This window comes from Pseudomonas sp. AG1028 (assembly GCF_007993955.1).
Lineage (GTDB): Bacteria > Pseudomonadota > Gammaproteobacteria > Pseudomonadales > Pseudomonadaceae > Aquipseudomonas > Aquipseudomonas straminea.
In genome coordinates this window covers 62,176-76,030 of the sequence record NZ_VIVP01000008.1, presented here as the reverse complement: position 1 = coordinate 76,030, position 13,855 = coordinate 62,176, and the positions used below count along the sequence as shown (strand labels likewise).

12 protein-coding genes are annotated in these 13,855 nt (G+C 63.8%); 1 reads left to right on the top strand and 11 read right to left on the bottom strand.

The genetic code is table 11. The features are described from left to right. Positions 1–67: 67 nt before the first annotated feature. From FB481_RS14565 to FB481_RS14550, 4 genes are all read right to left on the bottom strand, one after another. Complete coding sequence (locus FB481_RS14565) at positions 68–1,267, bottom strand: EAL domain-containing protein (protein WP_147176861.1); 1,200 nt, start codon at positions 1,265–1,267, stop codon at positions 68–70. Further along, the gene (locus FB481_RS14560; protein WP_147176860.1) at positions 1,264–4,086 is read right to left on the bottom strand and encodes an ATP-binding protein; all 2,823 of its coding nucleotides are present in this window, start codon (positions 4,084–4,086) and stop codon (positions 1,264–1,266) included. The genes FB481_RS14565 and FB481_RS14560 overlap by 4 nt, the downstream gene beginning before the upstream one ends. 146 nt (positions 4,087–4,232) lie before the next feature. Continuing rightward, entirely contained in the window at positions 4,233–4,607 is a 375-nt protein-coding gene (locus tag FB481_RS14555; protein ID WP_147176859.1) for a type 1 fimbrial protein, read from the bottom strand. A 235-nt stretch (positions 4,608–4,842) separates the two neighbouring features. Beyond that, positions 4,843–5,550 carry a CPBP family intramembrane glutamic endopeptidase gene (locus FB481_RS14550; RefSeq protein WP_147176858.1) on the bottom strand — a complete coding sequence of 236 codons (708 nt, stop codon included), beginning with the start codon at positions 5,548–5,550 and terminating at the stop codon, positions 4,843–4,845. A gap of 320 nt (positions 5,551–5,870) precedes the next feature. On the opposite strand from FB481_RS14550, the gene FB481_RS14545 reads away from it, so the two are divergent. Further along, on the top strand, positions 5,871–6,581 hold the full coding sequence (locus FB481_RS14545) for a tRNA (adenine(22)-N(1))-methyltransferase TrmK (RefSeq protein ID WP_147176857.1): 711 nt from the start codon (positions 5,871–5,873) through the stop codon (positions 6,579–6,581). A gap of 16 nt (positions 6,582–6,597) precedes the next feature. Here FB481_RS14545 and FB481_RS14540 read toward each other — a convergent pair whose 3' ends face one another. The 7 genes from FB481_RS14540 to FB481_RS14510 form a co-directional block, all read right to left on the bottom strand. Next, a complete protein-coding gene (locus tag FB481_RS14540; RefSeq protein WP_147176856.1) occupies positions 6,598–7,995 on the bottom strand; it encodes an ABC transporter ATP-binding protein in 1,398 nt (465 codons plus the stop codon). After that, entirely contained in the window at positions 7,992–8,813 is an 822-nt protein-coding gene (locus FB481_RS14535; protein WP_147176855.1) for an ABC transporter permease, read from the bottom strand. Before FB481_RS14535 ends, FB481_RS14540 begins: the two co-directional genes overlap by 4 nt. Continuing rightward, positions 8,810–9,745 (bottom strand): ABC transporter permease, encoded by a 936-nt coding sequence (locus FB481_RS14530; RefSeq protein WP_147176854.1) that lies wholly within the window; start codon positions 9,743–9,745, stop codon positions 8,810–8,812. Before FB481_RS14530 ends, FB481_RS14535 begins: the two co-directional genes overlap by 4 nt. Then, positions 9,742–11,283: an ABC transporter substrate-binding protein gene (locus FB481_RS14525; protein ID WP_147176853.1), complete on the bottom strand. Its 1,542-nt coding sequence runs from the start codon at positions 11,281–11,283 to the stop codon at positions 9,742–9,744. The genes FB481_RS14530 and FB481_RS14525 overlap by 4 nt, the downstream gene beginning before the upstream one ends. 141 nt (positions 11,284–11,424) lie before the next feature. Further along, positions 11,425–12,333, bottom strand: coding sequence for a LysR family transcriptional regulator (locus FB481_RS14520; RefSeq protein ID WP_147176852.1), 909 nt, complete (start codon positions 12,331–12,333; stop codon positions 11,425–11,427). Between the two features lie 70 nt (positions 12,334–12,403). After that, complete coding sequence (locus FB481_RS14515; protein ID WP_027904438.1) at positions 12,404–12,793, bottom strand: hypothetical protein; 390 nt, start codon at positions 12,791–12,793, stop codon at positions 12,404–12,406. Positions 12,794–12,856: 63 nt separating this feature from the next. Beyond that, the gene (locus FB481_RS14510; RefSeq protein ID WP_147176851.1) at positions 12,857–13,825 is read right to left on the bottom strand and encodes a carbon-nitrogen hydrolase family protein; all 969 of its coding nucleotides are present in this window, start codon (positions 13,823–13,825) and stop codon (positions 12,857–12,859) included. Between the last annotated feature and the right edge of the window lie 30 nt (positions 13,826–13,855).

Below are 13,855 nucleotides of genomic sequence, written 5' to 3'. Positions count from 1 at the left end.
CAAAGATCTCTTTACTCCGAGCTTTATCGGTTCGCCTTGCCTGGGGCTTTAACCTTTGAGCTGATGGTTATTGGGTTGGTGGCAATGAGCCATCTTCTATCAATAGTCGAGTAAAGTCATCCCGCGATACAGCATGAGAAATGATGAAGCCCTGGACCTGGTCACAGTTAACGCGCCTCAAGACTGCCAGCTCTTCCTGGCTCTCAGCCCCTTCTGCAACGGTGGTCAAACCTAGCTGGCGGCCCAGGTCAGCGATGCTGAGCAGGGCTGAGGCCAGACTTTCATTGGTTGCACAGCCGTGAACCAGGGAACGGTCTATCTTGAGTTCGGTGAATGGAGTGGATACCAGGTTGAAGTAAGAGCTGTAGCCCTTGCCGAAGTCGTCCTGAGCCAGCCCGAAGCCCATCAGGCGCAAACGGCAGGCACCTGCGTAGTAGCTGCTGGAAAGCTGGGTCATGGAGTTTTCAGTGAGCTCGAAGGTTATCTGCCTCGGCTCCGCCTGGTATGTCCTTACTTGCGTCAGCAAGCGGTCAACCAGGTCATCCTGGTCGAGCAAGTGCGTAGGCAGATTGATCGAAACGGGCAACTGATAACCCATCTGCTGCCAGCGCGCTTGCGCTGCCAGCGTCTGGTCCAGCATGCACGTCAACAGGTGATCTTCAAGCCCGTTGCTTTCGATCTCGTCGAGAAATGCACTTGGCATGAGCATGCCTTCATCCGGATGAATCCACCTCACCAGCGCTTCGGCAGCAACGATGCGGCCATCATGCAGGGATTTCTTGGGTTGAAACCAGGCCTGGATTTCGCCGTTGTTCAAGGCGCGGAGCAGTGTGTTTCTTGAGCGGCAGCCGCGTGGCTGGTCGCTTGGCGATCGTGCCTGCTGAGCCAGCTGTTCCAGGCCCTGGTGCAGGGATCGGATATCGGCGACGCCCACCGGTTTGGAGATCAGCCCGGCCACGCGCAGCCCAAGGTTCTTGGCCACCTGTCCCGAGCCTACGAGCATGCGGCGTGATGCGGCGGTCATGAGCGCCAGAGCTGGCGGTGCTGGCAGTTGGGCCAGGCGTTGTATCAATTGCACGCCGTCCATCTGCGGCATCATCAGATCGCTCAGCAGCAGGTCGTAGCGCCCCTGGGACAGGCGTTCCATGGCGCTGGTACCGTCCCAGACAAAGTCGACTTCGAAGCCGCCAGCGGCTTGGAAGACATTGGCCAGATAGTGGTGCTGAAAGGGATGGTCTTCCACAATGAGCACGCGATAGACATTCAAAGCACGCCTCTCTGATAGGCCTGCAGGCACTGATAAAGCGCCCGCAAGGTAAACGGTTTGACCAGCAGATCGTCCATGCCGGCATTCAGGCAGCGATCGGCCTCATCCAGCATGGCGTTGGCTGTGGCGCCCACGATTGGCTGCGTACAACCCAGTTCGCGCAGCTGCTTGGTGAGTTCGTAACCATTCATGCGCGGCATGTTGACGTCGGTGAGAATGATGTCGAAATCGCCTGCGTGCCAAAGTGACAACGCGTCGACACCGTCACGTGACAGCGCCACTGTGCATCCCAGCTCCTCCAACTGGTCGCGCAGGATCAATTGGTTGATCAGGTTGTCCTCTACAACCAGGACGTGCAGCTGCAGCTTTGGCTCGAAAGGCGTTTGGAGGGGCGCTGGACTGTGCAGCTCCTGTCGACCCTGCGCTTTGCTCACCGCCCTGTTCAGTGCTCGTAGGTCGTTCAGGCCAATCTGCCAACTGGTCGGCGATGCGTTAGGGGTGCCGTGCCCATCGACGACAGCAATCACCCGTGGACCCGGCCATGCAGACAAGGGCGACGAACTGCTGGGCGCGGGATGCAGCTCTACCAATACGGCAGTGCCATCTGCGATGGACAGGCTGGGGATACGCGATTGCGCCCGCGCACCCCAGCGGCGTAGCCAGCCAGCGACGTTATCGGCCAGCTCCTGCACCGTCGACCACACGTAAACGGGCTCGTCGAGCAGCGCCATCGCCCAGGCGCCCGCGTCTGGTCTACTCACTTGCTCCAGCGGCAGCGCGAAGGTGAAGCTGCTACCCAGCCCGGGCTCGCTGAACACGCACAGGGTGCCATTCATCAGATCCACCAGGCGTTTGCAGATCGACAGACCCAGCCCGGTCCCGGCTACTACGTTGGTGGTTCCATTGCTCTGGTAGAAAGGATCGAAGAGAAACGGTTGGTCTTGTGCGCGAATACCCTTGCCGGTATCGACAACCTGCCACTGCAGCATGCAGCGTTCGCCTTCCCGGCTTTGCTCTGTCAGACGCAATACGATGCGTCCGCTGTCGGTGAACTTGAGTGCATTGTTGAGCAGGTTGTTGAGAATCTGGCGAATCCGCGTGACATCACCGCGTACCAGGTCCGGCAGCCGGGGGGCGATACAGGCGAACAACTGCAATTCCTTGCCTTGCGCCGCACCGGTGTAGCTCTGGATCACCTCCTGGGCGAGTTCGAGTGGCGAGAACACGCTCAACTCCAAGGCCAGTTGCCCCGCCTCGATCTTGGAGACATCCAGTACGTCGCAGATCAGCTGCAGCAGCGTCGCCGAAGAGCCTTCGATGGCGTTCAGATAACCCCGCTGCTGCGCGTCGAGCTGGGTGCGACCGAGCAGTTCCAGGGTGCCGAGCACGCCATACAGGGGCGTGCGGATCTCATGGCTCATGGTTGCCAGGAACAATGTCTTCGCCTCGTTGGCCGCATCGGCCAGTGCCCGTGCACGCTGCAGCGCCAACTCCACCAGCTTGCGTTCAGTGATGTCGCTGAACGCGCAGATCAGAACGTCCTCACGCTGGTAGCGGGTAGGTGCGAAGCTCAGGTACAGGTGGCGCCCGTCGGCCATCTGCAGTTCATCGGTGCTGCTGTGCTCGGCCTCGTCGAAGGCGCGGCGAATCCAGCCGTGACACAACTGTTCGCGTTCTCCACCGTCGCCAAGCCACTGTTGCGACAAGGGGTTTTCCAGAACTACGGCACCGTCGCTGCGACGCAGTACGCACAGCGCCACGGGGGCGATACGGATAACCGCACTGCTGAACGCCTCGCTTTCCACCAGTGCTTCGATACGGTGGGCGGCAGGCTCGATCAGCCGCTGGTCGATGTGCCGGACCAGCCAAAGCATCAACGCGCTGATGAAGATGCACAGAACAAGGCACACGGCGAAAGGTGCGGCGAGGCTCGGCAGTAGCGAGCGAAATTCCAGGCTGTAGACGATTTGCCAGTGCGAATAGCTCAGGTGCTTGCGGATGGCTAGGCGGTCTGGCAACCAGCCGCTGCCCTCCCAGCCGAAGCTTGCCGTGGCACGCTGGTTATTCAACAGGCTTAGCGCCCTGGGATGATAGGGCGCGCTGCTCAGAATCAGCTTGCCCGCCCCGTCTAGCAGCATGAAGTCACCTGCCTTTTCGTGCTGCAGGGCACTGAGTAGATCGGGACCATCGACCTCCAGGCCCAGCCAGCCTGAAGTCGGGCTGCGTTCATCCAGTCGGGTGAAGATGTACAGCGGCGAATCCAGGCGGCTTTGTTCGGTGAGCCACAGTTCGTCGGCGGTCGAGACCTTGCCACTGTCCACTTCCAGCAACCGCTGCAGTACGTCGGTGGGTACCGTGTTGGGTGCTTCGGATGCTGCGAAGAGTCGCACCAGTTCCGGTTTTTCCCGCTGCGGGACATAAACCAGATTGACCTGATTGGCCCGCAGGTAATCGAGCATGCGCCTGGTCAGCCAGAGGCTCCACAGGTTGCCCGGTTCGCCTAGGCTGATATGCACTTCTTCGCTGGGGGCGCTGTTGAGTTCGCCCTCGGGTGGCGTCAGATGCCGAACCGTCGAAAGGCCCAGGCTTTTCAGAAGCGTCTGTCTGCTGACGAAGAACGTCTGGGCGTCGGAGATCGCCTCGTTCATGAAGCTGCGGCGCAGTGAAACCTCTTCATTGAACGCCGAACGCTGGTAGCTGTAAGCACCGACGTACACGCCCAGGACCAGTGCCAGGGCAAACAGGCGCAGCAGCCTGCGAGCCGTATGGGGCGTCGAGAAGTCCGAATCGCTGGGCGGGAGGAAATGTGTGAGCTTCATTCTTACAAGGGTAAGAATGTGGAGAGGACGACTGAATAGGACGTATCTGAATCAGTGTCCCCGCCAAAGGGCGAGCTGCTATGCCGGTGTAGCTCGCATGAGCAGCTCCTTGGTGTCCAGGCGGCTGGAGCTGCTCTAGGCGGCGCTTACAGCTCGGTCAGCGTCACCAGGTAGTGGCCTGTTTTCACGGGTTTGCCCGTGGCGGTAACCAGCACATACCGCTGGTCGTGAAGGCGACCGCGAGACGTGTCGGATATGAGTTTGGCCTGCATCTGTGCGCCGTTCGCGGAGCCTGCTTCAAGTGATCGAGGCAACGGTTGTACGGCGACCTTGGCAGGGTGCGATTTGGACGAGCAGGCATCCAGACGCAACGTGTCCGCCACCGATGAGAACGAACAGGCAGGCTCCACGACGCTGCCACTGAAGTGAATGACACCCTGGTTCATGGGGGGCGCCGCGAAGCACGCCGAACAGAGGCCGGAAAACAAAACGAAGACGCGCGCGGACAGTTTCCAGCTCACGTGGATGCTCCAAGGGAAGACGGTGTCCGAGGAGTATCCGCGTGTTCTGTAATTATCTGAAGTGCAGCCGTACGCCGAGCGACGAGCTGTCATGAACGGCTGGCTTTCGCTGGTACAGGTTTATGCGCGCGTTTTAGGTAAGGCCCAATGGCTTTGTGTGAGTGATTGTCGTCGAACGTTACCTCATGGATTCAAAATTCTCGATCAATAGCCAGCCTTTATCGCACCGGGTTGATCAGTCGAGCGTTGAAAGAAAAAGACTTGAGGCCAAACCTGCTGCCATGGCGAGGCCATGCAGCAAAATAGGGGCTGCCAGCCCTCCGCTGCAGATTCGCACCACACCTAGAATCGCCCCCAGGCAGGCCATCAGCACGAACGACGACCGGCTGTGGTAATCGCCATTGGCTATCACGAACACGACGGTCGTCACCATGACGGCGACCCATCGCCAAGAGCGGCTGTTCATTGGAAAAAGACGAATCAGAAAGTGACGGTAGAGAAGCTCGTCACTCAGCGCAGGAATAGTGAGCAGCATCGCGAAGAACACGACCTTCTGGCCCACGGACAGGCTGGAAAGCATCGGTGCGATGAAAGGTTGCGCTTGGCCACCCATTACGGCGTCTACGAGCGTCGTCACAATGAACACTGCTGCCACCAGGGGCAGTGCCATATTCAGGGCTTTGCGGGTGTTGTTTCCCATCAAGGACCGGATACCGCCCCTGCCGTGATACTCGAGCATGGCCAATAGCAGCAATGCAGCGCCTGCCAGCCCTTGTGCAGCCAGCATCCAAAGCGGATTCCAGTTGTCTGGGCCGACCAGAGTGATGGTCAGCATCTGCAGTTCGATGAAAATGAATACCGCGACAATCGCTAGGCACCATCGACCTATCAGGCGCGGTAGCTTGTTCTTTGCTTCATGGGTGAATCTGCTAGTGGACGTCATGCCCCTTCCTCAACAGGCGGTCATACAACGATGCGCTGCAGTCGGCCCTTGGATTAAGGCCATGAGCGCTGTGAGTGCATCACCTGTGAAGCCTAGGTAGCGAAGGGGAGCAGGTTAATAAGACATATCTCAAAAGCAGCGCCTGAATGGTCAGGGAAATTAGCTTTGTGTCGAAGCCTCGGTAGCTGACCTGCCTGCTGCTTGCCGCGGTTCGCCAAAAACAAGCCGGTGCGTCACCACGGTTGCTTCACCAGTCATTGCCCGACAGAATCGCCGGCCGCGCGGCCAAAGCCTGGTCCGCGTTGCTCACGAGGTCGCCGTTGAACCCACGCCAACTCTCCGCACGCCTTGAGCGCGTCGCCGCCCAGGTGCCCACCGGTGCGCGGCTGGCAGATATCGGCACCGACCACGGCTACCTGCTCGTCGCGCTGATGCAGCGTGGCGTGATCAGCGCGGCGGTGGCCGGCGAGGTGGCGCTGACGCCTCTGCGTGCGGTCGAGCGCAGCGTGCGCGAGAACGAATTGGGTGATCGCATCGCCGTGCGCCTGGCCGACGGTCTGGCGGCCATCGAGCCTGGCGACCGCATCACCGCCATCAGCTTTTGTGGCATGGGCGGCGAGACCATTCGCGACATCCTCGCACGGGACAAGGCGCGGCTCGCCGGCCACGAGTTATTGATCCTGCAACCCAATGGTGGCGAGCAGCCGCTGCGTCAATGGCTGATGGATAACGGCTACCGCATCCGCCACGAGGAACTGCTGCAGGAAAACCGCTTCTTCTACGAAATCATCGTCGCCGCGCCCGGCGAGCCGACGCGCTATAGCGAACCTGAGCTGTATTTCGGCCCGCTGTTGCTGCAAGAACGCAGCCCGGATTTTCTCGCCAAGTGGCAGCGTCTGCTACGCCTCAAGCAGCAAACCCTGGCCAGCCTGGCCCGCGCTCAGCAGGGCCAGCCGGACCAGAAGCTGGAGCGCCAGGCGTGCTGGATCGACGAGATGCTGGCTGCGGACGGCGGTTCAGCGAAGCGCTGAATCCGCTGCACTCATTTCAGTTGCCCAGGCGAATGCGCTGATTCGCTACCGCCTCGATCAGCGCTTCGTCGTGACTGACCAGCAGCACCGCGGTGCGGCGTTCCCGGGCGGTTTCCACCAGCAGTTCGATCATCTCCTGCTGGGTGATCAGGTCGAGGCGCGAGCTGGGTTCGTCGGCGAAGATGAACACCGGGTCGAGCAGCAGCACGCGCAGCAGGGAAAAACGCTGCAGCTCGCCGCCGGAGACGTTGCCGGGCAGGCGGTCGAGCAGGCCGCGGTCGAGGCGCAGGCGGTGCAGCAGCCCGTCGATACGGCTGGCATCGAGGCGATGCAGCTTGACCAGATCGGTCAGGCAGCGGCCCAGGGTGACCGTTGGCGCGAAGGCCGCCACCGGGTCCTGGTAGAGCTTCTGGAAGGCCACGCGCGGCGCCTCGCGGTGCTTGGTCACGCTGCCGCTGCGCGCCTGCATCAGGCCGAGAATGACGTCGCCCAGGGTCGACTTGCCGCAGCCCGAGGGGCCGGTCACACCCACCACTTCGCCAGGGCGCGCATCGAAAGACAAACCCTCGAACAGAGTGCGGTCGCCGCGCTCCACGGCGAGGTCGCGCACCTGAACCACCGGCTCGCCGCTCGGCGCTGGCGGCTCATGGCGTGGCCAGCGCGCCGGATCGGCGTTCAGCAGGCGGCGGGTGTACTCATGGGTCGGCGCATCCAGTACCTGCTCGGCGCTGCCGCTCTCGATGACGCGGCCCTTGAGCATGATCATCACCTCGCCACCGAGCTGGCGCGCCACCTCGATATCGTGGGTGATGATCAGCAGCGCGCCGCCCTCGGCGATGCCCGCCTGCAACAGGCTGATCACTTCGCCGATACGCGCGCTGTCGAGGCCCTTGGTGGGTTCGTCGGCGATCATCACCTTGGCGCCACCGGCGTGGGTGGCGGCGAACGCCAGGCGCTGGGCCATACCGCCGGAGAGCTGGAAGGGAAACTTCGCCTCGGCCTGTTCGATGCCCAGCTGCGTCAGATCCCTGCGGCTTTGCTGACGCGAGGCCTGGGCGCTTTTGCCGACCACGAAGCGGTAGGTTTCCGCGACCTGATCGAGGGCGCGCATGGTCGGGTCCAGGCTCAGCCAGGGTTCCTGGGGCAGCACGGCGACTTCGCGGCCCCAGGCGGCACGCCGGCCGCTGGCCTGGCCTTGTTCGCACAGGCCGCCGGCCAGTTCGATCTCGCCGTGGGCCGAGAGGCCCGCTGGCAGGTTGCCGACGATGCCCTGGGCGAACAGGCTCTTGCCCGAGCCGGTCTCGCCGATGATGGTCAGCACTTTGCCCGGCCACAGATCGATGGACAGCGGCTCGACGAGTTGCGCCGTGGCGGTGCGGATGGCCAGGGCGCGGGTGCTCAGCAGTGGTTTCATGGCTTGCGCCCCCCGGCAATCAGCAGCAATGACAGAACGATGAGAAAGATCACGGTGATCGGCAGGGCGATCACCGACGGCGCTTCGGCGAAGTACGGCAGCAGCTCGGTGATCATCAGTCCCAGCTCGGCGGTCGGCGGCTTGACGCCGACGCTGACGAAGCCCAGGGCGGCGATGGCCATGATCGCCGCGGCCGCGCCAAAGGCGGCGATGGTCATCAGCAGCGGAGCCAGTTCCGGCAACAGGTGGCGACGAGCGATGTACAGCGGACCGAAGCCGAGCAGTTGCGAGGCGGCCACCGCTGGCGAGGCCAGCACGGTGCGCGCCAGGGCGCGGGTCATGCGGAAATATTCGATCCACAGCACCAGCGCCACCGCGCCATACAGGGCGAGAAACGAGCCGGGGTAGATGGCCACGATCAGCAGTACCAACAGCAGGCCGGGCAGGGCCAGGAACATCTCGGCCAGCAGCCCAAGACCCTTGTCGACCCAACCACCTTTCCAGGCCGCCAGGATACCCAGCAGCACGCCGGGGATGGCCGCGGTGGCGACGCTGACTAGCGCCAGGCCCAGCGACAGACGCACTGCAGCGGCCAGGCGCGCGAGCATGTCGCGGCCCAGGTGATCGGTGCCCATCGGATGGGCGCTGCTCTGGCCTGCGAGAATCGCGCTGTAGTCCTGCTTGGCGATGTCCACGCCCCAGAACAGTGGTACGCAGACGGCGAAGGCGACCAGTGCCGCGAGCAGGGCGAGGCCGATGTAAAGGACGGTCGCGCGCGGTGCGGGCGCCGCCTCGGCGATGGCGATTTCCAGGCTCATGCGGTTCTCCGGCGCGGGTCGATCAGGTGGTTGAGCAGGTCCACGGCGGTATTGAGCAGCACGAACATCAGCCCCATGGCCAACGCGGTGCCCTGCACCATGGGCACGTCGCGCTGGACGATGGCGTGCACCAGGCCATGGCCGATGCCCGGCCAGGCGAACAGGGTCTCGACCACCACCACGCCTTCGATCAGGTACACCAGCTGTACGCCGAGGTAGGTCACCACCGGCACGCCGATATTGCGCAGGCCGTGGCGCAGGAATACCTGGGTGCCGCTCAGACCTTTGAGGTGCCCGAAAGCGAAGTAGGCGGACGACGCCACCGCCACGGTGGCGTCCCTTGCGACCCGGGAGGAGACCGCCGCGAGCCCCAGCGCCAGGGTCAGCGTCGGCAGGATGGTGTGGGTGAAGCTGCCGTGGCCGGCGGACGGCAGCACCATCAGCCACACCGAGAAGATCATCACCAGAATCACCCCGAGCACGAAGTGCGGGATGGCGCGAGTGACCGTGCTGAGCAGCAGCAGGCCGCGATCCAGCACGCCACCCGGGCGCAAGCCGGCGATCACTCCGATCGGCGGGCCAATCAGAAAGGACAGCAGCACGGCACCGACCGCCAGGCGCACGGAGCTGCCCAGTTCGTGGGCGACCATGTCCATCACCGGCCGGCCGGTAACCAGCGAGTTGCCCAGATCGAGGGTCAGCAAGTCGCCGATCCACGCGGTGAAGCGCCACAGTACCGGTTGGTCCAGGCCCAGTTCGGCGCGCACCGCTTCAGCGGCGGCGCTGTTGACCAGGTCGTAGCCATAGCGCCCGGCGGCGATGCGGTAGGCGGCATCACCGGGCAGCAGGCTCATCAGCAGAAAGGTCAGCGCGCCGATCAGCACGGCGACCATCACCGCCTGCAGCAGGCGAAAGCCCAGCAGGCGGATCATGGGCGCCACCGCATGTTGCTCAGGCCGAAGGTGCGCTCGAACGGATCGATGGCGGCGCCTTCGACCTGCTTGGACACGGCGATGGACTGGCGATACCAGGCGATCGGAATCAGCGGCAGATCGGTCTGCACCCGCTTCATCAGCTCGTTGCGCAACTGCTGTTGCTCGACCGGATCATTGCTGGCCAGCAGTTTGCTCAGGGTCTGGTCGAACTGCGGGTTGTTCCAGCCCAGCGGGCCCCACTCGGCACCACCGTTGCCGAAGTCGGCCATCAGGGTCAGCAGCGGGTCGGGCACCAGGGCGTAGTTGCGGCCGTACAGGGCCAGTTGCAGGGTGCCGTCGTTGTGCGCGGCGGGGATGGCGCTGGCGTTGGCCACGGCGACTTCCACGTCCACACCCACCTCACGCAGTTGCGCCTGCAGGGCGGTGGCGATCAGCGGCAGTTCCGGGCGATCCGAATAGGTAAGCAATTTGAGCTGCAGGCGCTGGCCGTTTTTTTCCAGAATGCCGTCGGCACCCGGCGCCCAGCCCTGGTCCTTGAGAAGGTCGCGGGCGGCCTGCGGGTCGTATTTCAAGGGCGGCAGGCTGGCGTCGTGCCAGGCCGGCACGCTGCCTGCGAACATCTGCGTCGCGCCGGTGCCTGGGGCGCGCAACACGGCAGCGGTGATGCCTTCGCGGTTGATCGCCAGGCTCAGGGCACGGCGCACCTCGACCGGCGCCGTGGCGCCGTTGCCGGCATTCGCCGCCAGCACCAGCACGCGCGGCACCGGGCCCATCAGCACCTGCACGTTGGGGTTGCGTTGCAGGCGCGCGATGCTCGGCGGATCGAGCTGGAACACCAGTTCAGCACCACCGCTCTCGGCCATCAGAGCGCGGGTTTCGCCGCGACCGGCGCCGAGGTAGGTGGCCTTCTCGATACTCGGTTTGGTTCCCCAGTAACCGTCGAAGCGCTCGGCGGCGAGGCGCTGCGGCGGCTCCAGCAGGGTCAGCCGATAGGGCCCGGTGGCGATGATCTGCTTGACGTTGTCGTCGGCGTCATAGGCTGCGCTGGCCAGAATGTTGGTGGACGAGTGCGCCAGCAGCGCCGCCAGCGGTTTGAAGGGCTTGCTCAGGGCGATCACCACGTCATTGCCATTGGCACTGATCGCGGTGATCGGCGCGTCACGCAGCATGCCGGGCTTCTTGCGCGCCGCCTCCAGAGCATGAGCGGCGACGGCTGCGGTGAGGTCGCTGCCATCATGAAACTTCACGCCCTGGCGGATCGACAGGGTCCACTGCCTACCGTCGCCCGAAACGCTCCAGCGCTCGGCCAGTGCCGGTAGTGGCTGACCCTTGGCATCGGCCTCGAGCAGGGTTTCGGTGATCTGCATGCGCTGGAAAATGAAACCGGAAATCGCCGGATCCAGCCCGCCGATCTCGAACGGCGCGACCACGTCGAACACGCGATCTTCGGCGCCGACGTGGCCGGATGTCAGTGTCAGCCAGGCGGCGAGGGCGCCAGCGAGCAGTGAAAGGTGAGGGCGGGTTCTGAGAGGCATGGGCAGATCCTTGGCAAGTCCGATTGACGAGCAGGAGCTAGCGCCACACTGCCCGATAAGAAAAACGGGCGGGCAATATAGTAATGTTATGTTGTATCGTCGAGAAAATGATTCGCAACGTTTTGTTACTCGCGTTCAGATCTATGAGGCGAGCGCCGCCGCGTCGAGCAGCGCGTCGATGAAGATCTCCATGGACGCGCTGCGGGCGCTGCCCTGGCGGGTGATGCAGTGGCAGGTCGCGTGGTAGGCGAAGCGCGCTGGCCATATCGGTCGCAGCACGCCGCGCGCCACCAGCACGTCGGCATAGTGGGTAGGCAGATAGCCGATGAAGTGGCCGGAGGCGACCAGCGAGGCGACGGCTTCGGTCGACGCGGCGCTGGATACGCTGTTGAACGGAAAGGTGAACGGCTTGCGGTTCTCCACCACCAGGCCGCGGTCGACGTACTGGGCGGTGAAGATATCGGCATCGCCAAGCGTGCTGTCGGCGCGTTCGAACACCGGGTGGCCCCGGCCGCAATAGAGGTTCTGTTCCTCGCCGAACAACTCCAGGTAATGCAGCCCCGAGAGCTGGTGATCGAACACGCCGATGGCGAGATCCAGGTCGCCATTGATCACCGCCTGTTCCAGCCCTTCGGCAGTGAGCACCTGCAGCACCAGGCGAGTGTCCGGGATAGCTTCGCGCAGCTTGCCCAGAGCGTAGGGCAGGGGCGCCGGCTCCAGGGTGATCAGGTTGTCCAGGCTGCCTACGCGCAGCGTTTCCGGATGGTGAGCATTGAGCAGCACCAGGCGCTGGCGGAAGCGCTCCATGTCTGCATACAGCTCCTGGGCGGCGGCGTATACCTGGGCGCCTTGCTCGGTCAGCTGGAAGCCGCCCTTGCCGCGCCGGCACAGGGTGTAACCCAGGCGCGTCTCCAGATCCCGCACCGTAACGCTCAGGCGCGGCAGGCTGGTGTTCAGCGGCACCTGAGCGGCGGTAAAGCCGCCCGCCTCGACGATCGAACAAAAGATGCGCAGCATTTTCAGGTCGATATCCGAGAGGTTGGCCAGCATGGTGTCGTCCGCTCATTGGGGCTGTGTTAAAGGCCCGCCGAGTATGGCAGCTCTCCGTTCGCCGCTGTGCTCAGAAATGGGTGCTGATGAAATGCCCGGCCGCCAACACCAACCCCAGGCTCAGTGAGGTGAACGACACCAGCGACACCAGGCGAAACGCCTGCGTGGTGTCCACGGTTTTCGAGAAGGCCATGGGCACGAAGGTCAGCGGGTTGACCACGCCGCCAAACATCACCAGCGCGTAGATCCAGCCCGGCATGTCCGGCACGGCAAGGGCGGTGGAAACCATCACGGTGCCCATCACGATCCAGTCGATATGCGCCTGGCGAATGCGCATCGGGTTGATCACGCCCAGGGCGCGGGCCTTTTCCGGGTAGTCGACGCAGGTGAGCACGGCGAAGCCGGAGAGGGCGCCAAGGGCAAGGGACAGCAGGGCGATGGCAAGCAGTAGGTCGTTCATGATGGATCTTCAGCATGTGAAAAAAGGTGACGCTGGCGAAGGCTCGTCAGCGCCCTTGGGGCGTCACTGGTCTCGCAGCGCGATGCCGGTGCGCGGGCGGCGGTCAACGTGCAGCTCGAACACATCCGGGCGCAGGTAGTGGCCGGCCACGTCGAGGTCGTGGTGCTGGGCATCGACGCAGTCCAGGTCGAGAGTCGCCAGCACGATGCCGGCTTCGCCCACCAGCGGCGGTGCCAGCCATTGACCGTCAGGGCCGACCACGCCCGAGCCGCCGGCGAACAGCACGCCATCGACCGATTGCTCGGCGCCGGCACCCTGGCGATAGGCATCCAGCAGGTCGGCGGGCAGGTCGGCGGTGGTCAGGTACTGGCCGGCACAGAGCACGAAGCAGCGGCCCTCGAAGGCATAGGAACGGGCGGCGATATGGTGCATCTCGGGCATATCCGGCCACACGGCGACGTGGATCTGCTCGTCCTGGGCGTGCAGCGCCTGGCGGGCCAGCGGGTGCCAGTGTTCCCAGCAGATCAGCCCGCCGACGCGGCCGACCGGCGTATCGACCACGCGCAGGCCGGCGGCATCGCCTTGGGCCCACACGTTGCGCTCGGTGTGGGTCGGCGTGAGCTTGCGGTGCACGTTGAGCAGGCAGCCGTTAGCGCCGATGGTCACCAGCGAGTTGTACAGCGAGCCACTTTGCGCCCGTGCCCGCTCGTTGATGCCTATCACCACGCACACCTGGTGCTCGCGCGCGGCGTCGCGTATCGGCGCCAGGCCGTCGTGCATATCGTCGTGGGCGCCGAGCACCGGGCTGTCGGCCAGCAGCCGCTGATACCAGCGCTTGGCGTGAGCATCGTCCCAGCCGGCCATGCCGAATACCCAGGCTGGGTAGCCGCTTAGCCAGGTCTCCGGAAATACGATCAGCTGCGCACCGCGGACAGCGGCTTCGTCGATATGCGCCACGGCGCGTTCGAGCGATTGTGCAGTGTCGAGCACGGCCGGAGGCTGCTGGATAAGGGCGATGGTTTTCTCGTTCATGGGCATGCACCTGAAACGCGGGTGAGCGAG